General features: G+C 67.4%; 20 protein-coding genes. 7 read left to right on the top strand and 13 right to left on the bottom strand.

What is annotated here, in order from left to right:
- Nucleotides 1-12 precede the first annotated feature (12 nt).
- Nucleotides 13-906, top strand: a complete 894-nt coding sequence (locus PQB87_RS11140) for an NAD(P)-dependent oxidoreductase (RefSeq protein WP_048020970.1) — start codon at nt 13-15, stop codon at nt 904-906.
- 66 nt (nt 907-972) lie between these two features.
- Here PQB87_RS11140 and PQB87_RS11135 read toward each other — a convergent pair whose 3' ends face one another.
- The 4 genes from PQB87_RS11135 to PQB87_RS11120 form a co-directional block, all read right to left on the bottom strand.
- Entirely contained in the window at nt 973-1,419 is a 447-nt protein-coding gene (locus PQB87_RS11135) for a hypothetical protein (protein WP_027784713.1), read from the bottom strand.
- Nucleotides 1,420-1,752: 333 nt separating this feature from the next.
- Nucleotides 1,753-2,184 carry a large conductance mechanosensitive channel protein MscL gene (gene mscL, locus PQB87_RS11130; RefSeq protein WP_006487991.1) on the bottom strand — a complete coding sequence of 144 codons (432 nt, stop codon included), beginning with the start codon at nt 2,182-2,184 and terminating at the stop codon, nt 1,753-1,755.
- A gap of 232 nt (nt 2,185-2,416) precedes the next feature.
- Nucleotides 2,417-3,580: a tetratricopeptide repeat protein gene (locus tag PQB87_RS11125; RefSeq protein WP_233344675.1), complete on the bottom strand. Its 1,164-nt coding sequence runs from the start codon at nt 3,578-3,580 to the stop codon at nt 2,417-2,419.
- 90 nt (nt 3,581-3,670) lie between these two features.
- Nucleotides 3,671-4,351: a PspA/IM30 family protein gene (locus PQB87_RS11120; protein ID WP_021160377.1), complete on the bottom strand. Its 681-nt coding sequence runs from the start codon at nt 4,349-4,351 to the stop codon at nt 3,671-3,673.
- 443 nt (nt 4,352-4,794) lie between these two features.
- On the opposite strand from PQB87_RS11120, the gene PQB87_RS11115 reads away from it, so the two are divergent.
- Complete coding sequence (locus tag PQB87_RS11115) at nt 4,795-7,314, top strand: penicillin-binding protein 1A (RefSeq protein WP_489241808.1); 2,520 nt, start codon at nt 4,795-4,797, stop codon at nt 7,312-7,314.
- An 83-nt stretch (nt 7,315-7,397) separates the two neighbouring features.
- Here PQB87_RS11115 and PQB87_RS11110 read toward each other — a convergent pair whose 3' ends face one another.
- The 4 genes from PQB87_RS11110 to mfd all read right to left on the bottom strand — a co-directional run bounded on the left by PQB87_RS11110 (nt 7,398) and on the right by mfd (nt 13,900).
- A complete protein-coding gene (locus PQB87_RS11110; protein WP_489241806.1) occupies nt 7,398-7,868 on the bottom strand; it encodes a DUF3574 domain-containing protein in 471 nt (156 codons plus the stop codon).
- A gap of 145 nt (nt 7,869-8,013) precedes the next feature.
- Entirely contained in the window at nt 8,014-9,033 is a 1,020-nt protein-coding gene (locus tag PQB87_RS11105; RefSeq protein WP_021160381.1) for a threonine/serine dehydratase family protein, read from the bottom strand.
- 60 nt (nt 9,034-9,093) lie between these two features.
- Nucleotides 9,094-10,314: an acetylornithine deacetylase gene (gene argE / locus PQB87_RS11100; RefSeq protein WP_021160382.1), complete on the bottom strand. Its 1,221-nt coding sequence runs from the start codon at nt 10,312-10,314 to the stop codon at nt 9,094-9,096.
- A gap of 115 nt (nt 10,315-10,429) precedes the next feature.
- The gene (mfd, locus tag PQB87_RS11095) at nt 10,430-13,900 is read right to left on the bottom strand and encodes a transcription-repair coupling factor (RefSeq protein WP_027787144.1); all 3,471 of its coding nucleotides are present in this window, start codon (nt 13,898-13,900) and stop codon (nt 10,430-10,432) included.
- Between the two features lie 107 nt (nt 13,901-14,007).
- Here mfd and ispD point away from each other — a divergent pair, with 107 nt between their 5' ends.
- Both ispD and ispF read left to right on the top strand, forming a co-directional pair.
- The gene (gene ispD, locus PQB87_RS11090) at nt 14,008-14,718 is read left to right on the top strand and encodes a 2-C-methyl-D-erythritol 4-phosphate cytidylyltransferase (protein WP_489241803.1); all 711 of its coding nucleotides are present in this window, start codon (nt 14,008-14,010) and stop codon (nt 14,716-14,718) included.
- A 28-nt stretch (nt 14,719-14,746) separates the two neighbouring features.
- Complete coding sequence (gene ispF / locus PQB87_RS11085) at nt 14,747-15,232, top strand: 2-C-methyl-D-erythritol 2,4-cyclodiphosphate synthase (protein ID WP_060068091.1); 486 nt, start codon at nt 14,747-14,749, stop codon at nt 15,230-15,232.
- 132 nt (nt 15,233-15,364) lie between these two features.
- Here ispF and PQB87_RS11080 read toward each other — a convergent pair whose 3' ends face one another.
- The 4 genes from PQB87_RS11080 to ompR all read right to left on the bottom strand — a co-directional run bounded on the left by PQB87_RS11080 (nt 15,365) and on the right by ompR (nt 18,843).
- Nucleotides 15,365-15,892, bottom strand: a complete 528-nt coding sequence (locus PQB87_RS11080) for a carboxymuconolactone decarboxylase family protein (protein ID WP_011352388.1) — start codon at nt 15,890-15,892, stop codon at nt 15,365-15,367.
- Between the two features lie 76 nt (nt 15,893-15,968).
- Entirely contained in the window at nt 15,969-16,517 is a 549-nt protein-coding gene (locus tag PQB87_RS11075) for a peroxiredoxin (protein ID WP_006478563.1), read from the bottom strand.
- A gap of 189 nt (nt 16,518-16,706) precedes the next feature.
- Nucleotides 16,707-18,068 carry an ATP-binding protein gene (locus PQB87_RS11070; RefSeq protein WP_027787146.1) on the bottom strand — a complete coding sequence of 454 codons (1,362 nt, stop codon included), beginning with the start codon at nt 18,066-18,068 and terminating at the stop codon, nt 16,707-16,709.
- Between the two features lie 40 nt (nt 18,069-18,108).
- Nucleotides 18,109-18,843 (bottom strand): osmolarity response regulator transcription factor OmpR, encoded by a 735-nt coding sequence (gene ompR / locus PQB87_RS11065; RefSeq protein WP_006478565.1) that lies wholly within the window; start codon nt 18,841-18,843, stop codon nt 18,109-18,111.
- Nucleotides 18,844-19,101: 258 nt separating this feature from the next.
- Here ompR and PQB87_RS11060 point away from each other — a divergent pair, with 258 nt between their 5' ends.
- From PQB87_RS11060 to PQB87_RS11050, 3 genes are all read left to right on the top strand, one after another.
- Entirely contained in the window at nt 19,102-19,380 is a 279-nt protein-coding gene (locus PQB87_RS11060; protein WP_011352385.1) for a hypothetical protein, read from the top strand.
- A 139-nt stretch (nt 19,381-19,519) separates the two neighbouring features.
- Entirely contained in the window at nt 19,520-21,022 is a 1,503-nt protein-coding gene (locus PQB87_RS11055) for a DUF1800 domain-containing protein (protein ID WP_233344673.1), read from the top strand.
- A 67-nt stretch (nt 21,023-21,089) separates the two neighbouring features.
- A complete protein-coding gene (locus tag PQB87_RS11050; protein WP_060068089.1) occupies nt 21,090-22,298 on the top strand; it encodes a DUF1501 domain-containing protein in 1,209 nt (402 codons plus the stop codon).
- A 13-nt stretch (nt 22,299-22,311) separates the two neighbouring features.
- On the opposite strand, the gene hpnD is transcribed toward PQB87_RS11050, so the two are convergent.
- The gene (gene hpnD, locus PQB87_RS11045; RefSeq protein WP_059490014.1) at nt 22,312-23,145 is read right to left on the bottom strand and encodes a presqualene diphosphate synthase HpnD; all 834 of its coding nucleotides are present in this window, start codon (nt 23,143-23,145) and stop codon (nt 22,312-22,314) included.
- Between the last annotated feature and the right edge of the window lie 22 nt (nt 23,146-23,167).

Here is a 23,167-nt window from a genome sequence, read left to right as displayed (position 1 = left end):
ACGAGGAACATCGTGGAAGTCGGATTTTGCGGACCGGGATTGATGGGCGCGCCGATGATTCGGCATTTGCTGGCGGCCGGGCATCGGGTCAGCGTGTGGAATCGCTCGCGCGACAAGGCCGAGGCGCTCGTGAAGGATGGCGCGCAAGTGGCCGGCACGCCGCGTGAACTGGCGGAGCGCGTCGATACGGTATTCGTGTGCGTGCTCGACGGCCGCGCGGTGGGCGACGTCGTGTTCGGCGAGCACGGGCTGCTGGCCGGCGACGCCGCCGCGCGTCGCCTGCAACGCATCGTCGATCATTCGAGCATCCCGCCCGCCGCGACGCGCGATTACGCGGCGCGCGCGGCCGCACTCGGCGTCGGCTGGATCGATGCGCCCGTATCGGGCGGCGTGCCCGGCGCGCAGGCCGGCACGCTCGCGGTGATGGCCGGCGGCCGCGCGGCCGATCTCGACACGGTGCGGCCGCTGATCGACACGTATGCGTCGCGCATCACGCACATGGGCGACGCGGGCGCGGGGCAGACGGCGAAGCTGTGCAACCAGGCGATCGTCACCGCGACGGTGACCGCGATTGCCGAGGCCGTCGGCCTCGCGCAGGCGAGCGGCATCGATGCCGCCCGCCTGGCCGAAGCGCTGGCCGGCGGCTGGGCCGATTCGGTGCTGCTGCAGACGTTCGTGCCGCGCATGACGTCGGGCGGTCATGCACCGATCGGCGCGCTCGGCACGTTCCAGAAGGACGTCGATGCGATCGCCGACGCGGCCCGCGACACGGGTGCGGTGATGCCGGTGTCGGCCACCGTGCAGCAGGTGCTGCGGCTGGGCGCCGCGCAAGGGCTCGCCGGCGCCGATTTCGCCGCGTTCATCGACATCGTGCGGCCCGGCAACGGGCGTCGGCAGGCGTCGTGACGGGCAAGCGGGGCGCGTGAATGGCAGATGGGCCGCCCGGAGGCGGCCCATCGAATGGCAGGCGGATCAGCCGAGGGAGCGGGGTGTCGTGTCGCCGGCGTTCTGGCGGCCGAGCCCGCCGCGCAGGCTCGCTTTCGTGCCTGCACCAAACTCGGGCAGGATGCGCGCACGCGCACGGCTGGCGAACACGAGGAAACCGAAGCCGTTCGCTTCGTACCAGTAACCACCGTTCTCGAGGCCGTCGAGCGGCTGCTCGAGTGCGTTGGCGATCGATTCGATGCAGCGCTTGCGCAGCTCGGCGATGGCGGGATAGGGCGGCTGGGCGCCGCGCACGCTGCACAGGAGCACGTCGAGACCGGGCAGCACGTGGGCGTACAGGACGGGTTCGTCCTGCGCACGGGCGCGGGCAATCTTGGTGTCGAGCTGGGCAAACGGTTTCGAGTGGCGCAATACCGCGAGGAATGACTCCTGGCCATCCTGCTGGGCACGCCGACGTTTTTTCGGGAAGGACATAAACACTCGCCTCAAAAACAATTGCAAGAAATGCGGCATTTTCATGCGACCCACTCCCGGCTATGTACGCCGCATGTCGATCCTTTATAGCACACGAAAATGCTGCCTTCGTGCAGTACGACGATCAATGTCTCCCGTCGACCTGCTCGCCATGATCGACACAGTCAGCGTCTTGGCGCCCGTACTGTCGTTTAGTCTCCATCATAGACCTGCTTTTCCCGCGCGTGCATTCGCCCGTCACAAAAAAGTGAGATAGGCCGCATGCGGCGGTGCATCGCGCGCGCAATAAAAAGGCCCGCACGGGGCGGGCCTGGCAGGCGGAGTGCTCGGCGATCAGCGCTGCTTCAGCGAATCGCGGATCTCGCGCAGCAGCACCGTGTCTTCCGGCGTCGCGGCCGGTGCGGCTTCTTCCGGCTTGCGCAGCTTGTTGATGAATTTCACCATCAGGAAAATGATGAACGCGAGGATGACGAAATTGATCGCCACGGTGATGAACGAGCCGTAGCCGAACGCGGCGACACCCGCGGCCTGCAGGTCCTTGAACGAATCGGGATTACCCTTGAACGTCGGGGGGATGGTGCCGAGCAGAACGAACTTGTTCGAGAAATCCAGACCGCCCGTCAGCACGCCGATCACCGGCATGATGAGGTCTTTCACGACCGAGTCGACGATCTTCGAGAACGCGCCGCCGATGATCACGCCGACGGCGAGATCCATGACGTTGCCCTTGACGGCGAACTCCTTGAATTCCTTGATGATGCTCATGAGCGGCTTTCTCCTGTTGGGGGCGAGGGGAGGCGTGCCGCGACGCGCGGGGATGCGGAGCGTCGAATGAGGGTCGGTGGCACGCCGATGGCCGCATGATAGCGAACGCTCCCCATTGCCGGTAGTCCATCTTGAAATGATTGACAAATCCGCGCGTCGGCGCGGCCGGCGATGAAAGGGAGCGTGGCGTGCGTTGCAGCGCGTCGCGGGTGTGTCGACGCGCTGCGCGGCGTCAGGTGTTGTCGTCGGTCCAGCCGTCGTCGTTGCTGCCGAGGTCCATGCCGCCGCCGCCGTTGCCGTCGCTCCAGTTCGACGCATCGCCGCGTCCCAGGTCGAAGCCCGGGTCGTTCTCCTGCCGGTGGCGTTCGCCGTCGACGATCACGTCGCGTTCGACCACGCGCTCGCGGCCGCCCGACATCGCCTCGCCGAGCAATACGCCCGTCAGCAGCCCGCCCATGCCGCCGCCGAAACCGCCGCCGCCTTGCTGGATCACGACGGGCGGTTGCTGTTGCGGGTAGGGTGGCGGCGGATACGGCTGGCCCTGTGCGCCCGTCATGCGATCGGCTTCCTGCGCATACACGGAGCCGCTGCCGTTCACCGGTGCAGCAGGTTGCGCGGCCGGGTCGGGGCGCCCTTCGACGCGTGCCTTCACGCTCGCATGGCGCTGTTCGAGTTCATCGACGCGATAGGGCGGTACCGGATTCTTGCCGTTGGACAGCGTTTCGACGAGCGTGCGCGCGTCGGTCTCGATCGCTTCAAGTTCGCCCGTGAGCGCCGCGGCCCCCGGCGCCGTCGACAGCTTCGCGTCGAGCTTCAGCGGGCGGATGTCGTTCAGCACGTCGGTGGCGCGCTTGAGCTGCGTGCGGCGCTCGTCGTCGGCGCGGCTGTTGTCGGCCGTGCGCGCGCGCCGCAGCGTCCAGCGCAGCACCAGCGCGATCACCGCGACGATCAGCCCGAGGCCGATCCACATGCCGGTCGACGGGCCGTGTTTTTCGGCCGGCGCGGCAGCGGGCGCGAGCGACGATTGCAGCGTACCGGCCTGCGTCGCCGACGGCGCGTTGCCGCTCACGCGCGCGGCGTCGGCGCGAATGCGCGACTCCGTCTGGGCAAAGCGCGACGCATCGGTGAACTTCAGTTGCGGATCGAGCGACTTCGCGCGCTGCAGCTGCGCGAGCGCATCGGACGCGCGGCCCTCGCGGTCCAGCACCTGTGCATACAGGTAGCGCGCGTGCGCGTTGTTCGGATGGGCGTCGATGACTTGCGACAGCTGCGTGTCGGCCTGCTGCCAGTTGCGTTGCGCGATCGACTGCTCGACCTGCTGCAGCGACGGGACCGCAAACGCGGCGGACGACAGCAACATCAGCGAGAGGCCGAGTGCGGCGAGAGATTTCTTCATGGTCGAACCGGGCGCAGGCGCCCGTCTCCTGACGATCGGTTCGCACCGCGCGCCCGGGACGGGCGGCGGCGCGGTTGCCCGCAGTTGCCGTTACTGCGCGGGCGTGTCGAGCTGCTTCTTCAGCGCGGCGAGGCGATCCTCGACCGACGGGCCCTTGTTCAGCGCGGCGAGCTTGTCGTCGAGTGCCTTGCCGCTCGACGTGTCGGCGGAATTGAGGCGCGCGTCCGAGCGGGCGTTCTGCAGCGCGACCTTGTCCTCGAGCTTCTGGAAGTCTTCGGACAGGTTCTTGCCGCCGATGCCGCCCAGCGCGCTTGCCGCGACGTCCTTCGCCTGCGCGATTTCCTGCTTGGCCTGCAGGATGTTCGAGCGTGCATTCAGGTCGTTGCGGCGCTGACGCATGTCGGCGATCTGCCCCTTCAGCTTGTCGACCGACGGCTCGAGCGTCGACAGTTCGGCCGCGAGCGCGTCACGCTCGGCTTCCGCGTTCGACTGCGCACCGAGCGCCTCGCGTGCGAGTGCCTCGTCGCCGGCCTGCAGCGCGCGTTTCGCGCCGTCCTCGTACTTCTTCACCTTGTCGTCGGCCGCATCGCGCTTGCTGCGCTGGGTCGCGACCTGTGCCTCGATCTCGATCAGCGAATTCTCGGCACGACCGATGCTGTCGTCGAGCTCCCGCACGATCTGCCGTGCGTCGCGCGACGGATCCTGTACCGAATCGGCCGCATCGTTCAGCAGGCCTTTGATCGTGCGCGAAACAGAGTCGAAAAGCGACATGAAATCCTCCGTGATTGAAAGGCGCCGCGTCACCGCGGCAGTGCCCGTAGCGAGCCGGTTCCGACCCGCATGAGCCGGCGGATATTACACCACCGGTTCACTTAAATACGGCTTAAACGCGCGAGTTCAAGCGGCGTGCGCATCAGGATGTCGAACCTTTCGCGGTTGAAAGAAAATCGACCGTGCGCACCATATTGCGTGTCCATGATAGGCAGAGGATGCCGACAATACGTTCCTCAAATCACGGCATTGCGGGAATTTTTACAAAAAATCGCGAAGGCCCCCGGTCGATTTCATTAAAATGCGCTGTCACGTCGCGGGAACGGATCGCCGCGCGGCGGGGTCTGTCGACGTGACAGCCGCATCACGCTGTACCCGCTCTGATTCATCCGCTTGCATTTCCGCATGCGTCCGAGGGTGCCACGTACGCCCGCCATTCCGACATGCCAATTATCAAACGACCGCCTTCTTCTTCCGACAGGAACGAACCCCACTACACGCTGCGCCGTTCGCCGTCCGGAGCCTATTACCCCGATGACGACGATCGCGACGACGACCGCCGCACCCAGCGCAGCAGCGGCGGCGGAGGGCGCCGTCGCTCGTTCGGCTCGCGCGTCGCGCTGTGGTTCGCCGGCCTGTTCGCGACGCTGGCGATCGTCGGCGCGCTGATCGTCGGCTACGCGCTGGTCGTGATGGCGCCGCAACTGCCGTCGCTCGATGCGCTGACCAATTACCAGCCGAAGGTGCCGCTGCGCGTGTTCACGGCCGATCACGTGCTGATCGGCGAGTTCGGCGAGGAGCGCCGCAGCCTCGTGCGGTTCCAGGACATTCCCGACGTGATGAAGAAGGCCGTGCTCGCGATCGAGGACTACCGCTTCTACGAGCACGGCGGTGTCGACTTCGTCGGCATCCTGCGCGCGGGCGTCGCCGACCTGATGCACGGCGGCGCGCGCCAGGGCGCGAGCACGATCACGATGCAGGTCGCGCGCAACTTCTTCCTGTCGAGCGAGAAGACCTACACGCGCAAGATTTACGAAATGCTGCTCGCGTACAAGATCGAGAAGGCCCTGACGAAGGACCAGATCCTCGAGCTGTACATGAACCAGATCTATCTCGGCCAGCGCTCGTACGGCTTCGCGGCCGCCGCGCGCGTGTATTTCGGCAAGGACCTGAAGGACATCACGCTCGCGGAAGCGGCGATGCTCGCGGGGCTGCCGAAGGCGCCGTCCGCCTATAACCCGGTCGTCAATCCGAAGCGCGCGAAGGTGCGCCAGGAATACATCCTGAAGCGCATGCTCGAGGTCGGCTACATCACGCAGCCGCAGTACGACGAGGCCGTGAAGGAAGAGATCCACGTGCGCACGCCGGGCAACCAGTACGCGGTGCACGGCGAGTACGTCGCCGAGATGGTGCGGCAGATGATGTACCAGCAGTACAAGGACGAAACCTATACGCGCGGGCTGACCGTCACGACGACGATCAATTCGGCCGACCAGGAAGCCGCGTACCAGGCCGTGCGTCGCGGCATTCTCGACTACGAGCGCCGCCACGGCTATCGCGGGCCGGAAGCGTCGATCCAGCTGCCCGCGTCCGGCGACGACCGCGACGAGGCGATCGACGACGCGCTCGCCGATCACCCGGACAACGGCGACCTGCAGTCGGCGGTCGTGCTGTCGGCGTCGCCGAACGCGGTCGAGGTGCAGTTCGTCGGCGGCGCGACCACGACGATCGGGCCGGCCGGGCTGCGCTTTGTGTCGGCCGCATTGAGCCCGCGCGCGAACGATGCGCTGCGCATCAAGCCGGGCTCGGTCGTGCGCGTGCTGAAGGACGGCAAGACGGGCTGGCAGGTCGTGCAGTTGCCGCAGGTCGAAGGCGCGCTCGTCGCGATCGCGCCGCAGGATGGCGCGATCCGCTCGCTCGTCGGCGGCTTCGACTTCAACAAGAGCAAGTTCAACCACGTGACGCAGGCATGGCGGCAGCCGGGCTCGTCGTTCAAGCCGTTCATCTACTCGGCGTCGCTCGACAAGGGCATGGGGCCGGCGACGATGATCAACGACGCGCCGCTGTACTTCCCGCCGAGCGTGCCGGGCGGCACCGCCTGGGAGCCGAAGGACGACGACCAGCCGGACGGCCCGATGACGATGCGTACCGGCCTGCAGCGTTCGAAGAACCTCGTGTCGATCCGGATCCTCGCGTCGATCGGCACGCAATATGCGCAGCAGTACGTGACGCAGCGCTTCGGCTTCGATCCCGCGAAGACGCCGCCCTACCTGCCGATGGCGCTCGGCGCGGGCCTCGTGACGCCGCTGCAGCTCGCGACGGGTTATGCGGTGTTCGCGAACGGCGGCTACAAGGTCGATCCGTACCTGATCGCCGAGGTCGACGACGCACGCGGCCAGCCGCTGCAGAAGTCGCAGCCGGTGCTGGCGGGCAGCACGGCGCCGCGCACGATCGAAGGCCGCAACGCGTACGTGATGAACAGCCTGCTGCATTCGGTCGCGACGGCCGGCACGGGCGCGGGCACCAACGCACTGGGCCGCAGCGACCTGCAGGGCAAGACCGGTACGACGAACGACGCGAAGGACGGCTGGTTCGCCGGCTACCAGCAATCGCTCGTCGCGGTTGCATGGATGGGCTTCGACCAGCCGAAGAGCCTCGGCAGCCGCGAGTTCGGCGCGCAGCTCGCACTGCCGATCTGGGTGAACTACATGCGCACCGCGCTGAACGGCGTGCCCGAGCAGCAGATGCCGATGCCGGACGGCCTGACCTCGATCGACGGCGAGCTGTACTACGCCGATCGCACGCCGGGCAACGGCTTCGTCGCGAACGTCGACATCAACCCGGCCGAGAACGCGATCAGCGCGAACGACGCGCTGGGTTCGGCCGGTGCGGCCGGGCTGGCGCCGCCGCCCGTCACGCCGCAGGAGAAGCAGCAGATCATGGACATGTTCGAGAACAAGTAAGCGGGATACCGCTGTTCATGCATGCGACGGGCGCCTTCGGGCGCCCGATTTTTTGTGCGTCGACGCAAGCGGGAGCGGCTGAATCAGAACGACGCGCAGACAGGCGCCACCGTCAGGCCGACCGATTCCTGATGAAACCGCTGCATATAGGCCTTGCGGATCGCGGCGAGCCGCACGCGCGTGTCGGGCGTATCGTCGGCGATGATACGGATCACGAAGCTGTCCTCGCGCGTGATACCGCCGGTCGTGCGGTCGCGCCATTGGCCGTGCGTATCCCAGTAGGTCAGGCCGTCGGGAAAACGCGGCGTGACCGTGTCGGCGAGAAACGCCGCGCGCTCCGCATCGGTGACGGAGCCGTGTCCCGCGATGTCGCGCCCGAACAGCAGGTCGGCCTGCAGCATGCGGCTCTCGCCCGTCTGGGTGCAGGCCGGTGCGGTGCCGGCGGCGGGCGGGGGCGGTGCCGCGCAACCGGCGAGCAGTGCGATCGCGACGCCGCCGATCATGGGCGCCGCGCGGTGCCACCAGGTCGCGGGGCAGGCGGCTGAAGGGCGCATCTGCCCAATTCGTGTCGATCGACCTCCGCGCGCGCAAAACGCTGCGCGCTCAACCACTTGCGTGCTTGTCCGGCGGGTTATCAACAGGGCTGTCAACATAATCTGGGGATAACCCTAGGTTGGTTCGCTGACGCCCGGCGCGCGATCAGTGCTGCGGTTTCGCGTGCGCGAGATGCATGCCGAGCGTACCCGGGTCGGTATTCGTGCCCGACAGCAGCACGCCGACGCGCTTGCCCTGCAGCGTTTCGCGCAGCGGGCCGAGCAGCGCGGCGAGGGCGGCCGCGCATGCCGGTTCGACCGACAGCTTCAATTGCGAGAACAGGAACAGCATCGCGGCACGCAGCGCGTCGTCGGACACGGTGACGATGCGGTCGACGTGGCGCCGGCACAGCTGGTAGCTGTATTCCTCGGTATGCGGCGCCATCAGCGAATCGGCGATCGTCTGCATCGCGCTCATCTTGATCGTGTGATTGGCCGCGAAGCTGCGGCTCATCGCGTCGGCGCCTTCCGGCTCGACGCCGTACACGTGCACGCGCGGATTCGCGAGCCGCAGCGCGGTCGCCATGCCGGCCGCCAGCCCGCCGCCGCCGATCGGTACGATCACCGCGTCGAGGTCGGGAGTCTGCGTCGCCCATTCGTAGCCGAGCGTCGCGGTGCCGAGGATCGTGTGATAGCCGTTGAACGGATGGATGAAGAAGCGGCCTTCCTCGGCCTCGATCCGGCGCACCAGATCGAACGCCTGCGACGCGCTGCCGGCCAGCACGACTTCCGCGCGGTACTGCTTGCACTGCGCGATGCGCGTCGGGCTCGCCGTGTGGAACATCACGACCTTGGCGCTGCTGCCGAGCCGCATGGCCGCATACGCGACGGCCGCCGCGTGGTTGCCGGCCGACACGCAGGTGACGCCCGCGTTCTTGCGCGCCTCGTCGAGCGCAAGCAGGTTCGTGAATGCGCCGCGCGCCTTGAAGCTGCCGCTCACCTGCAGCAGCTCGAACTTGAAGTTGACGTGCGTGCCCTCGAGGGACGGCAGGTCGGCGCGTTCGAACACGGGCGTGCGCGCGACCCAGGGCGACAGCGCGAAATGCTGCGCGGCGATTTCGTCGAGCGTCGGGATCGGCTCGCCGTCGATCGTCGTATGGGCCGTGCCCTGTTGTTCAGTCGACATGACGTGGCGGGTGGCGGAGTGGGCCGGCCCGCACACGCGGGCCGGCGTGGCGGGAGGCAGTCAGTGCGCGTCGACCGACATGCTGCGGATGAACTTGCGCAGGAACTGCTCGCAGCCGGCGAGCTGCGCGAGCTCGACATATTCGTTCGGCTTGTGCGCCTGCTCGATGTTGCCGGGCCCGCATACGACGCTCGGGATGCCCGCGCGTTCGAACAGGCCGGCCTCGGTGCCGTATGCGACCTTGCGCTTGTCCTGGTCCGCCGTCAGCGCGCGCACGAGTTGCGTGATCGCGGCCTGTTCGGTTGCGTCGAGGCCGGGCGCCGCGGCGATCTTCGAAAATTCGATCGCGGCATTCGGATGCTCGCGAAGCATCTGCGGCAGCAGCGTTTCCCGTGCATACGCTTCGATGCGCGTGAAGATCTGCTCGGGATCGAGCGTCGGCAGGTTGCGGAATTCGAAGTCGAAGCGGCACTCGGCCGGCACCGTGTTGATCGCGTTGCCGCCCTGGATCGTGCTCGTCTGCGCGGTCGTGAACGGCACGTCGTACAGCGCGTCGAACGGGCCTTCGGCGCGGAAGCGGTCGGCGATGTCGCGGATGTGGCAGATGAGGCGCGCCGCATACTCGATCGCGTTCAGCCCCTTCGGCGTCAGCGACGAATGCGCCGCATGGCCGCGCACGCAGCAGCGGTATGCGTTGATGCCCTTGTGCGCGATGATCGGCCGCATGCTGGTCGGCTCGCCGACGATGCAGCCCGACGGTTGCACGCCGCGCTTGACGAGGTCGGCGATCATCAGCGGCGCGCCGGCGCAGCCGATTTCCTCGTCGTAGGACAGCGCGAAATGGATCGGCTTCGCGAGCTTCGTCGCCTGCATCTCGGGCAGCAGCGCGAGCGCGGCGCCGATGAAACCCTTCATGTCGCAGGTGCCGCGGCCGTACAGGCGGCCGTCGCGGATTTCCGGCGCGAACGGGTTGCTGTCCCATTGCTGGCCGTCGACCGGCACGACGTCGGTATGCCCCGACAGCACGATGCCGCCGTTCGTCGAGCCGTCGTGCGCGGGCACGGTCGCGAACAGGTTCGCCCAGCCTTCGCGTGGATCGTGCGTGATCGTCGATGCGATGCCTTTCGCGGCGAGCGCGTCGCGCACCGTTTCGATCAGGCCGAGGTTCGGCACGCGGCTCGTCGTGTCCATCGACACCAGTTGCTTGATCCAGGGCAGGCTGACGAGCGACGCGTCGCCTTGGGTGTCGGTGGACGGCGCCGTGGCGTCGAGAGTGGACATGGCAAAACTCCGTCTGATGAATGCGAAAATCATACTCAAAAACGCGCCGGCCCGCCCGCGCCGCGCGCAGTGCGGTGCAGCATCGGCGCGGCCGTCAGTACCGCGTCACGACCCGTCAGCGCGCCGCGGCCACCGCGCCCTGCCTCGGGGCGAGCGCGCGCAGCGTTTCCTTGATCGTCGACACGCGGATCGCGAGGTCGGGCGAGCGCGTCTCGATCCGCAGCTTGTCCTGGCCCGCCAGCTTGATGTGCCGGTGCTTCTGCACCATCTCGATGATCCGCATCGGATCGATCGGCGGATTCGGCTCGAACTGCAGCCCGATCGCGGCCTCGCTCGCATCGATCTTCACGATGCCGAGCGGCTTCGCGGCGATCCGCAGCCGGTGCGTCTCGACCAGCGCGTGCGCCTGCGGCGGCAGCTTGCCGAAGCGGTCGATCAGTTCCTCCTGGATACCGTCGATCGCGTCGCCGTGCTCGCAGTTCGCGAGCCGCTTGTACAGCGACAGCCGCTCCTGCACGTCCGCGCAGTAGTCGGCCGGCAGGATCGCCGGCGCATGCAGGTTGATTTCCGTCGTCGCGGCGAGCGGGGCGGTGAGGTCGGGCTCCTTGCCGTTCTTCAGCGCCTTCACCGCGTCGTTCAGCATGTCCGTATAGAGCTGGAAGCCGATCTCGTGGATCTCGCCCGACTGCTTGTCGCCGAGCACTTCGCCGGTGCCGCGGATCTCGAGGTCGTGCATCGCGAGATAGAAGCCCGAACCGAGTTCCTCCATCTGCTGGATCGCTTCCAGCCGGCGCTGCGCCTGCTTGGTCAGCGCCTGCGGATCGTGCACGAGCAGGTACGCGTATGCCTGGTGGTGCGAGCGGCCGACGCGGCCGCGCAACTGGTGGAGCTGCGCGAGGCCGAACTTGTCCGCGCGATGCATGATGATCGTGTTCGCGCTCGGCACGTCGATGCCGGTCTCGATGATGGTCGTGCACAGCAGCACGTTCGCGCGCTGCGCGACGAAATCGCGCATCACCCGTTCGAGCTCGCGTTCGTGCATCTGGCCGTGCGCGATCACGATGCGTGCCTCGGGCACGAGCGCCTCGAGCATCGCCTTGCGGTTCTCGATCGTCTCGACCTCGTTGTGCAGGAAGTACACCTGGCCGCCGCGCTTCAGCTCGCGCAGCATCGCCTCGCGAATCACGCTTTCTTCCTCGCGGCGCACGAAGGTCTTGATCGCGAGGCGCTTCTGCGGCGCGGTCGCAATGACCGAGAAGTCGCGCAGCCCCTCGAGCGCCATCCCGAGCGTGCGCGGAATCGGCGTCGCGGTGAGCGTCAGCACGTCGACTTCCGCGCGCAGCGCCTTCAGCGCTTCCTTCTGGCGCACGCCGAAGCGGTGTTCCTCGTCGATGATCACGAGGCCGAGGCGCTTGAACTGCACGTCCGACGACAGCAGCTTGTGCGTGCCGATCACGATGTCGACGCTGCCTTCGTTGATCTGCGCGATCGCCGCGTTCACTTCCTTCGTCGTCTTGAAGCGCGACAGCTCGACGATCCGCACCGGCCAGTCCGCGAAGCGGTCGGCGAAGGTCTGCGTGTGCTGCTCGGCGAGCAGCGTGGTCGGCGACAGCAGCGCGACCTGCTTGCCGCCCAGCACCGCGATGAACGCGGCGCGCAGCGCGACCTCGGTCTTGCCGAAGCCGACGTCGCCGCACACGAGGCGGTCCATCGGCTTGCCGCTCGTCATGTCGCCGATCACGGCCGCGATGGCTGCCGCCTGGTCGGGCGTTTCCTCGAAGCCGAAGCTTTCGGCGAACTTCACGTAGTCGCGCGGATCGAGCGAGAACGCATGGCCTTCGCGGGCCGCGCGGCGCGCATACAGGTTCAGCAGCTCGGCGGCCGTATCGCGGATCTGCTGCGCGGCCTTGCGTTTCGCGCGCTCCCACTGGCCGGAGCCGAGCGCGTGCAGCGGCGCGCTGTCGGGATCGGCGCCGCTGTAGCGCGAGATCACGTGCAATTGCGCGACCGGCACGTAGAGCTTGCTGTCGCCCGAGTATTCGAGATGCAGGAATTCGGTCTCGCCTTCGCCGAGGTCCATCGACACGAGGCCCATGTAGCGGCCGATGCCGTGCTGCGCGTGGACGACCGGGTCGCCGACCTTCAGTTCCGACAGGTCGCGCACCATCGCGTCGACGTTGCTGGCCTGTTCCTGCCGGCGGCGGCCCGCGCGGCGGCCGAGCGCGCCGTACAGCTCGGTCTCGGTGACGACCGCGTAGCCTTCGCCCGGCACCGCGAAGCCGTTCGCGAGCGGCGCGACGCCGAGCGCGAAACGTTCGTCGCTCTCGAGCCAGCCCGCGAAGTGGTCGTTCGACGCGGGGCGCAGATGGTGTTCGGCGAGCAGTTGCAGGATCGTCTCGCGACGGCCGGCCGATTCGACGGTCAGCAGGACGCGCTTGCCGGACGATTCGACGAACGTGCGCAGCGACGCGAGCGGATCGTCGGCATGGCGATCGACGGAGAGCTGGGGCAGCGCCGTCGCCCAGCCGCCGGCCGGCTGCGCGGGCAGCACGACGCGTGCGAACGGCTTCGCGAACGCGAAGAAATCCTCGTCGGACAGGAACAGGCGCTGCGGTTCGAGGATCGGCCGCTCGCGATCGTGCGCGAGGAACGCATGACGCTGCTTCGTATCGGCCGTGAAGCGGCGGATCGACGCCTCGAGATCGCCGGCGAACACGAGGTGCGCATCCTGCGGCAGGTAGTGGAACAGTGTGGCGGTTTCGTCGAAGAACAGCGGCAGGTAATACTCGATGCCGGCCGACGGCACGCCGTTGCCGATGTCCTTGTAGATCGGCGCGCGGCTCGGGTCGCCTTCGAACGTCTCGCGCCAGCGGCTGCGGAAGGCCGTGCGCGCGGCTTCGTCGAACGGAAACTCGCGGCCCGGCAGCAGGCGCACGTCGCGCACCGGGTAGAGGCTGCGCTGCGTGTCGGGGTCGAATGCGCGGATCGAGTCGACCTGGTCGTCGAACAGGTCGATCCGGTACGGCAGCGGCGAGCCCATCGGGTACAGGTCGATCAGCGAGCCGCGTACGCAGTATTCGCCGGGCCGCACGACCTGGCTCACGTGCTCGTAGCCGGCCAGCGTGAGCTGCGCCTTCAGCTTCGCCTCGTCGAGCCGCTCGCCCTGCGCGAATGCGAACGTGTACGCGGCCATGAACGACGCGGGCGGCATCCGGTACAGCGCGGTGGTCGCGGGCACGAGCAGGATGTCGCAGCGGCCCTCGCCGAGATCGTGCAGCGTCGCGAGACGCTCCGATACGAGGTCCTGGTGCGGCGAGAACGTGTCGTACGGCAGCGTTTCCCAGTCCGGCAGCAGGCGCACGCGGGCGTCGGGCGAGAAGTAGCGGATTTCCTGCGAAAGCCGCTGCGCGTCGACCGCGTTCGCGCAGATCACCGCGAGGAGCGGCACGTCCTGGCGGTTGTCGGCGAGATAACGGGCGATGGCGAGCGCGTCGGCGGAACCATGCGCGCCGTCGAAGGCGAAACGCTGGCCGGACTTGACGCGGGCAATGGGCGAGGCGGACGGGGTGGAAGCGTTATCTGGCATAGGGACGACAGGGGTGGCGTGCACGGGCGCATCGCGGTGCGCCGGTCGAGACGAAAGACCTATTATAAAATCCGCTTCTCGATTTCATCTTTCCGGCGTTTCCCTTCGTGACTCCCCGACTTTTCGCCCTGATTCCCTGTGCCGGCACGGGCAGCCGTTCCGGTTCGGCCGTGCCGAAGCAATACCGCACGCTGGCCGGCCGCGCGCTGCTGCACTACACGCTTGCCGCGTTCGACGCGTGCAGCGAATTCGCGCAGACGCTCGTCGTGCTCGCGCCCGACGATTCCCATTTCGACGCGCGCCGCTTCGCGGGCCTGCGCTTCGCGGTGCGCCGCTGCGGCGGCGGCTCGCGCCAGGTGTCGGTGCTGAACGGGCTGCTCGAGCTGGCCGAATTCGGCGCGACCGACCAGGACTGGGTGCTGGTGCACGACGCCGCGCGCCCGGGCATCACGCCGGAGCTGATCCGCACGCTCGTCGCGGCGCTGAAGGACGATCCGGTCGGCGGCATCGTCGCGCTGCCGGTTGCCGATACGCTCAAGCGCGTGTCGGCCGGCGGCGACGCGATCGCGCGCACCGAGTCGCGCGACGCGCTGTGGCAGGCGCAGACCCCGCAGATGTTCCGCATCGGCATGCTGCGCGAGGCGATCCTGCGCGCGCAGCGCGAAGGGCACGACCTGACCGACGAAGCGAGCGCGATCGAATGGGCCGGCCATACGCCGCGCGTCGTGCAGGGCAGCCTGCGCAATTTCAAGGTCACGTACCCGGAAGATTTCGCGCTCGCGGAAGCGATCCTCGCGCGCCCCGCGAACGCCTCCTGACTTTCACCCCCTCTCAATCGGAACACGCATGGATTTCAGAATCGGACAAGGCTACGACGTGCACCAGCTCGTCGAGGGGCGCCCCCTCATCATCGGCGGCGTGACGATTCCGTACGAACGCGGCCTGCTCGGCCACTCGGACGCGGACGTGCTGCTGCACGCGGTCACCGACGCGCTGTTCGGCGCGGCGGCGCTCGGCGACATCGGCCGCCATTTCTCCGACACGGACGCGGCGTTCAAGGGCGCGGACAGCCGCGTGTTGCTGCGCGAGTGCGCGGCCCGCGTCAAGGCGGCCGGCTTCACGATCCAGAACGTCGACAGCACCGTGATCGCCCAGGCGCCGAAGCTGGCACCGCATATCGACGGGATGCGCGCGAACATCGCGGCCGATCTCGGGCTGCCGCTCGATCGCGTGAACGTGAAGGCGAAGACGAACGAAAAGCTCGGCTATCTCGGCCGCGGCGAAGGGATCGAGGCGCAGGCCGCCGCGCTGCTGGTGAAGCAGGGCGGCTGACGGCCGCCGGCGGCGGCGCGCGGTTCGCCCCGCGCGATGCCGCGGCAATGAAAAATGCCACGCTTCGGCGTGGCATTTTCGTTTGAAACCGGCGCCGCGCGCGGCATTGCTGCCGGCGCGGAACGCAACCGCTTATTCGCCTTCGGCGGCGATCACCTGCGCGGCGGCGTTGATCACCGATGCGATCCGGCCGACGTCGCGCAGCTGCGTGACGGTCATCCCTTGCTCGTTCTTCAGCAGCGCATAGTGCGACTTCACGCAGAAGTGGCACTTGCCGACGATCGACGCGGCGAGCGCGTACATCTCGAACTTGCGCTTGTCGACGCCGCCGTGCGTCGCGTACGCGCCCATCCGCAGTTCGGCACGTTGCGTCTTCAGGTCGGCGTCGTCGGCCATCTCGACATACGGATACCAGGTGTTGTTCATCCCCATCAGCGCGGCCGCCGTCAGCACGGCGTTCGTCTCTTCGGGCGACAGGACGCCGGCTTCGCGGATCGTCTTGATGAGCACCGTGCTCTTCGCCGCGATCGCCGCCGCCAGCGCGACGCCGACCGCGTCGGTGCCTTCGAGCGACGAGCGCGAGATCGTGCCGTCGAGGTTCAGGCGAATGTCCTTCGCATAGTCGGGAATACGTGCCTTAATCGAATCGATGAATTCCATTGATATCTCCTATGGGTTGGCCGTTAAAAAAGCCCGCAGGCAGGACGTGCGCCGCGGGCTTCGTGCATCGATGCGCTTACAGCGTTGCGCCGCCGACTGCACGGTTGCACGGGCAGAGTTCGTCCGTTTGCAGGCCGTCCAGAATCCGCAGGACTTCTTCCGGGCTGCGGCCGACGTTCAGGTTGTTCACCGAAACGTGCTGGATCGTGTTGTCCGGATCGACGATGAACGTTGCACGCAGGGCCACGCCGGCTTCCTTGTCGCGCACGCCGAGCTGGTCGATCAGCTCGCCCTTGACGTCGCCGAACGAGTAGTGATTCAGCTTGTCGAGGTCCTTGTGCTCACGGCGCCATGCGAGCTTGACGAATTCGTTGTCCGAGCTGCCGCCCAGCAGGACGGCGTCGCGCTCTTCGAACTGCTTCGTGAGCTTTGCGAATTCGACGATTTCCGTCGGGCACACGAACGTGAAGTCCTTCGGGTAGAAGTAGATGATCTTCCACTTGCCCGGGAACGACGCTTCGGTGACGGTCTCGAATGCCGACTGGCCGTTTTCTTCGTGGTTGTTGAAGCCCGGCTTCGCGGCCACGACGGTGAAAGCTTCGAGTTTATCGCCAACGGTTTTCATGCGGATACTCCTGTATGAGTTGGGAAGAAGACTGAGTCAAGCTACCTCGGTGCTGCAACGATGGTGTGACAGCATGGGTGAGACTGTAGCACTATTAATAAGGCGCTTCAATAGATTTTGACTAACACCATCCATAGTTTTTTTCAACCGGATCGATAGTGTGAAGGGCGGCAGGCGTACGCGAGCGCGTCACGCCGTCGCACGTGCCTTGCCGGCGCCGGGGAATTCGAGCGTGACTTCGAGGCCCGCGTCGGGGCTGCGGTTGCGCAGGCGCAGCGCACCGCGATAGCGGCCGACGAGGCGCAGCACGATCGCCATCCCGAGCCCCGTGCCGTCCGCCTTGGTGCGCGCCGTGTCGACGCGATAGAACGGCCGCATCACGAGCGGCAGCTGGTCCTCGGGGATGCCGGGGCCCTCGTCGCTCACCGACAACTCGACGCGCGCGTGCGTCACGCGCGTCTCGAGCGTGATGCGCGACACGCCGTCGTCGCGGCTCTGGCCGTATTTGCGCGCGTTTTCGACGAGGTTGCCGATCACGCGGCGCATGTCGGTCTCGTCGGCTTCGATCACGGCGTTCGGCGCGAGCCGCGTGCGGATCTCGACGCCGTCCTCGCCCGACACGCGCGCGGCGACTTCGTGCGCGATCGACGACAGGTCGACCGGCTCCGGCTTGCGCTGGGTCGGACGCGCGTAGTCGATGAAGGCCGCGATGATGCGATCCATTTGCTCGATGTCGTCGACCATCGCGTCCTTGGTCGCCTGGTCGGACGGGCTCATCTCGGTCTCGAGCCGCAGCCGCGCGAGCGGCGTGCGCAGGTCGTGCGAGATGCCCGCGAGCATCAGCGCGCGATCGGCCTCGAGCTGCTCGAGGTCGCGCACCATCTGGTTGAAGCTGCGGTTGGTGTCGGCCGCGACGCCCATCCCGCGCTCGGGCAGCGGGTCGGGCGCCTGCCCCGAGCCGACCTGGCGTGCGACGAGCGCGAGCCGCGAGAACGGCCGGTTCACGAGGCTGGTGATGAACGCGGAGCCGAACAGCGACAGCGCGAGCGCGAACAACCCCCAGCCGGCCCACTGCAGGCCCGTGACGTTGTCGAGCTGGTCACGGTCGAGCGCGACCCAGTAATCGTCGTCGTCGATCTTGAAGCTGATCCACACGCCGGGAATGTCGTTGACCGACTGTGCGATCACGGTATCGTCGCCGAGGCGGCTGCGGATGTCGTGCTCGATCAGGCGGTTCAGCGATTCGTCGGGCTGCAGCTTGAACTTGTCGGTCTTTTCGCGCGGGTACACGCGCACGCCCTCGTTGCTCTCGAGATCCTGCAGCAGCGCGCGCCGCAGGTCGGGATCGGAATAGAGCAGGGCGGTGCGCGTGAGCTTCACGACCGCGACGAGCTGGAGAGCCACGCGCTGTGCGCGCGGCTCGCGCTCGATCACACGAAAGCTCTGGAACCACGCGGCGAGACTGACCGAGATCAGCAGCGCGATCAGCAGGAAGGTGCGCCAGAACAGCCCGCCGAACGCGAGCTGCAGGAGGCGCCGGTCGATACGCATGGGACGGGCCGTGGGCGGGCGAAACCGGAAAGGAAAAAGATCAGGCGGCGCCGTCCGGGATGAACACGTAGCCGAGGCCCCAGACGGTCTGGATGAAACGCGGGCTGCCCGGATCCGGTTCGATCAGCTTGCGCAGGCGCGAGATCTGCACGTCGAGGCTGCGGTCGAACACTTCGTATTCACGGCCGCGCGCGAGCTCCATCAGCTTCTCGCGCGACAGCGGCTGGCGCGGATGGCGCGCGAATACCTTCAGCACCGAGAATTCGCCGGTCGTCAGTGGAATTTCCTGGCCGGATTTCGTCAGTGTGCGGGTCGCGAGGTTCAGCGAGAACTCGCCGAACTCGAACACCTCGGTGGTTTCCGACGGTGCGCCCGGCAGCTCGGCCGGCGCCTGGCGGCGCAGCACCGCATGAATGCGCGCGACGAGCTCGCGCGGGTTGAACGGCTTCGGCAGGTAATCGTCGGCGCCCATCTCGAGGCCGACGATGCGATCGACGTCCTCGCCCTTCGCGGTGAGCATGATGATCGGCGTGCGGTCGTTGCTGCCGCGCAGGCGGCGACAGATCGACAGGCCGTCTTCGCCCGGGAGCATCAGGTCGAGCACGAGCAGGTCGAAACGCTCGCGGACCCAGAGCTTGTTCATTGCGGTCGCGTTTTCGGCGACGTAGACATTGAAACCCTGCTCGCCGAGATAGCGGCGCAGCAGATCGCGCAGGCGCGGGTCGTCGTCGACGACGAGAATCTTGGAGGGGTTTTTCGTTTCCATGATCGGCATCTTATCGCGAATGGGAATTGACGCACGGCCACGTATTTTCGTGCGTTACAGTCGGTTACAAAATTTACCCGTAGTGTCGCGCCGAGTAAAGGCAGGCTATATAGATTCCTTTACTCGAAGCCGAAATTCGGTAGATACTCCCCTGCACTCCATCATTCATCTTTGCACACCCGAATTCCGCAGGGTTTTTCAAGTACCAGAGGTAACCGGTTGCCGCGTGACGAAGGGAACAAATCGACCAAAGAAGCGAGGACGGTCATGCGATCTGCCCGGATTGCACTGATGCTGACGATCGCGCTCGCCGGTCCGTATGCGTCGAACTTCGCGTATGCGCAGCGCCCCGAGCAGGGCGCATCGTCGCGCAAGCTGCCGCGCGGCAAAGCGCCGCAGTCCGATCGTACCGCCGAGATGACGGTTCGTTCCGCCGTGCCTCCCGATCTCGAACAGCGCCGCCGCGACGGGCACATGACGCCCGAGGAGCGCCACCTTTTGCGCCAGCACATCGAGGACGCCGTTCGCGAGCTGTACAAGCGCTGACGCGCCGTCTTCGCCCTGCGGATTACAACGCGATATATCGCGCGGAAAAGATTCGTAGCAATTTTTCCGTCAACTTTCGCCTGCCGATTGCCGTTGTACCGGCATCCGCACCGCCGGTGCGCACCGGGAGTCCATGACGATGAAAGCGAACGCTGCCGCACCGGCGCCGTCGCCCGCCATGCAGTCGCCGCTCGACGCCGACGATGCATTGTTTTTCCTGAGCCGTACCGGTTTTTCTCCCGCGCCCGCCGATGTCGCGCGCATCGTCGGCATGACGCGCGCACAGGTCGTGGCCGACACGCTCGGCAGTGTTCGGCGCGAGCCCGTCACGACGTGGCCGGACTGGATCGCCGAGTTGCCGCCGACGCGCGCGCAACGCCAGGCGCTGACCCCAGACATGCGGCGCGACGAGCAGCGCGAGCGCAATGTCCGCTACGATGCGCTGCGCGCGGCCTGGATCAACGAGATGATCGTCACGCCGTCGCCGCTGACCGAGCGCATGACGCTGTTCTGGCACGGGCACTTCACGTCGGGGCAGGACAAGGTGCCTTACCCGCAGACGATGGCCGCGCAGAACGCGCTGTTTCGCCGCGAGGCGCTCGGCAATTTCGGCGTGCTGCTGCACGCGGTCGCGAAGGATCCGGCGATGCTTCAGTATCTCGACGGCGCGAGCAATCGCAAGGGCCGCCCGAACGAGAACTTCGCACGCGAGGTGATGGAGCTGTTCACGCTCGGCGAAGGGCATTACACGCAATACGACGTGACCGAAGCCGCGCGCGCGATGACGGGCTGGACGGTCGATCCCGACACGCTGCGCTTCGAGGTGCGGCCGGAATGGCACGATGCGGGCGACAAGACGATCCTCGGCGAAACCGGGCCGTTCGACGGCGACGGCTTTCTCGACATCCTGCTGAAGCGGCCCGGCACCGCGCGCTTCATCGCCGGCAAGCTGTGGCGCGAGTTCGTGTCGGATACGCCCGATTCGGGCGCACTCGATGCGGTGGCCGAGCGGTTTCGCTTGAGCGGCTACGACATTCGCGCGGCGCTCGCCGCGCTGTGGTCGACCGACGCCTTCTGGGACCCGCGCAATCGCGGCGTGCTCGTCAAGTCGCCGGCGGAATTCGTCGTCGGCTCGGTACGGCTGTTCGACGTTGCGTACGGCGATCCGCAGATGCTTGCGAACACCGTGCGCACGCTCGGGCAGAACCTGTTCTATCCGCCGAACGTGAAGGGCTGGCCGGGCGGTGCGCTGTGGATCAACAGCACCACGCTGCTTGCGCGCAAGCAGTTCGTCGAGCAACTTTTTCGCGCGACCGAGACGGCCGGCATGCACCCGCCGGCGCGTGCGATGGTGCCGCCGCCGAATGTCCGCGCGCACGCGATGCCGGTGAGCGATGCGGCGTCCGCCGCCGGCATGCGCGCGGCGCCTGCCAGGCCCGCGCGCGGCGGCCTGCGTTTCGACCTCGAACGCTGGCTCGCGCAATATCGCGCGCGGCCGCAGGCGATCGCGGGCTTATCGACCGAGCTTCAGTTGCAGCACGCGGTGCTGCAGCTTTCGCCGGTCGCGGCGATCGACACGGATTCGACCGGCAGCGCGTATCTCGAGGCGCTGCTGATGGATCCGGCCTATCAACTGAAATGATTCGAACGACGATGAAGCGGGGAGCCGGTGCGGCAAAGGTGCCGGGCGGCGAACCAAAGGATGCGCGATGAACCGACGTGATTTTCTGACGCTGACGGGCGCCGCGGCCGCAGCCGGCGTGTCGCTGTGGCAGGCGCCCGCGACGGCTGCGACCGGACGGCAGCCGGCTGCAGGGTATGCGAACGTGCTGATCCTCGTCGAGCTGAAGGGCGGCAACGATGGCCTCAACACGGTGGTGCCGTATGCCGATCCGCTGTATTACCAGTTCCGGCGCAGCATCGGCATCAAGCGCGAGCAGGTGCTGCAACTCGACGCGCACACGGGGCTGCATCCGTCGCTCGCGCCGTTGATGCCGCTGTGGCGCGACGGGCAGGTCGCGGTCGTGCAGGGCGTCGGTTATCCGCAGCCGAACCTGTCGCATTTCCGCTCGATCGAGATCTGGGATACCGCGTCACGCTCCGACCAGTACCTGCACGAAGGCTGGCTCACGCGAACGTTCGCGCAGGCGCCGGTGCCGCCCGGGTTCGCGGCGGACGGCGTCGTGCTCGGCAGCGCCGAGATGGGGCCGCTCGCGAACGGCGCGCGCGCGATCGCGCTCGTCAATCCCGCGCAGTTCATCCGTGCGGCCCGCCTCGCCGAGCCGTCGTCGCTGCGCGAGCAGAACCCCGCGCTCGCACACATCATCGACGTCGAGAACGACATCGTGAAGGCCGCCGACCGGCTGCGCCCGCGCGGCGGGATGCGCGAATTCCGGACGGCGTTTCCGGCCGGCGCGTTCGGCACGTCGGTGAAGACCGCGATGCAGGTGCTGGCCGCGTGCGAAGCGTCCGGGCCCGGCGCGCAGGATGGTGTCGCGGTGCTGCGCCTGACGCTCAACGGCTTCGACACGCACCAGAACCAGCCGGGGCAGCAGGCCGCGCTGCTCAAGCAGTTCGCGGAAGGGATGAGCGCGATGCGCGGCGCATTGATCGAACTCGGGCGCTGGAACCAGACGCTCGTGATGACGTATGCGGAATTCGGGCGGCGCGTGCGGGAGAACCAGAGCAACGGCACCGATCACGGCACGGCCGCGCCGCATTTCGTGATGGGCGGTCGCGTGGCCGGCGGGCTGTACGGCGCACCGCCGGCGCTCGGGCGGCTCGACGGCAACGGCAACCTGCCGGTCGCGGTCGATTTCCGCCAGCTTTATGCGACCGTGCTCGGGCCGTGGTGGGGGCTCGATGCGACGCGCGTGCTGCAGCAGCGCTTCGACACGCTGCCGTTGTTGAAGGCGTGATGCGTCGTGACGTTCAGCGGCGGCGCGCGGCGCGCCACGCGATCCACAGCTTGCGGATCGGCGTCAGCGCAATGCGCTGGTGCAGCACCTGGTAGTCGTCGCGCTCGATTTCGTCGAGCAGCGCGCCGGCCAGTGCGATCTGCGCGCGCAGCGTGCGCTGTGCGCGGCGCCCGGATGCGGGGATCGCCGCTTCGGCGGCTGCAAGCGCTTCGCGCGCCCGTGCCGTCTGGAATTGCAGCAGCTCGGTGAACGCCGGGCTGTAGCGGCGGTTCAGCAGGTCGGCCGCCGTCACGTTGTAGCGCTGCAGTTCGTCGATCGGCAGGTAGATGCGGCCGTGGCGCGCGTCGTTGCCGAGTTCCTGCACGAACTGCGCGAGCATCAGCGCGCGGCCGGCGTCCGCGGCCCACGGCTGCGGATCGGCCGGGTTCGCCGAACTGGCGCGCGCGACCAGCGACGCGAACGTGCCGCCGACCTGCGCGATGTAGCGCTGCAGATTCGCGAAATCGAGGTAGCGCGCCTGTTCGAGATCCATCCCGTAGCCGTTGACGAGCGTGCGCAACGCGTCGGCTTCGGCGGCGATCGCAGGGTGATGCTGCGCGAGTGCCTTCGTGACCGGATGCGACGGCTGTCCGTCGGCCAGCGCCGCGAGTTCCTTGTGCCACCACGCGAGCTTCGTGTGTCCGACGGTCGGGTCGCTGGTTTCCTTGACGGTTTCCTCGAGTTCGCGGCGAAGCGCGAACAGCGCGGTCAGGCGCGGTTGCGTGGCGAGCGGCGCCTGACGCAGCGCGTAGTAGACGCTGGAGCCCGCAGGGGCGGCCTTTTGCTGACAGTAGTCGTCGAAGTTCACGGGCGGAATCGTGTGGGGGCGG

The organism is Burkholderia sp. KL41 (assembly GCF_057005415.2).
Note: the sequence above shows the minus strand (reverse complement) of the source record. Positions and strands in the feature narration are given on the sequence as shown.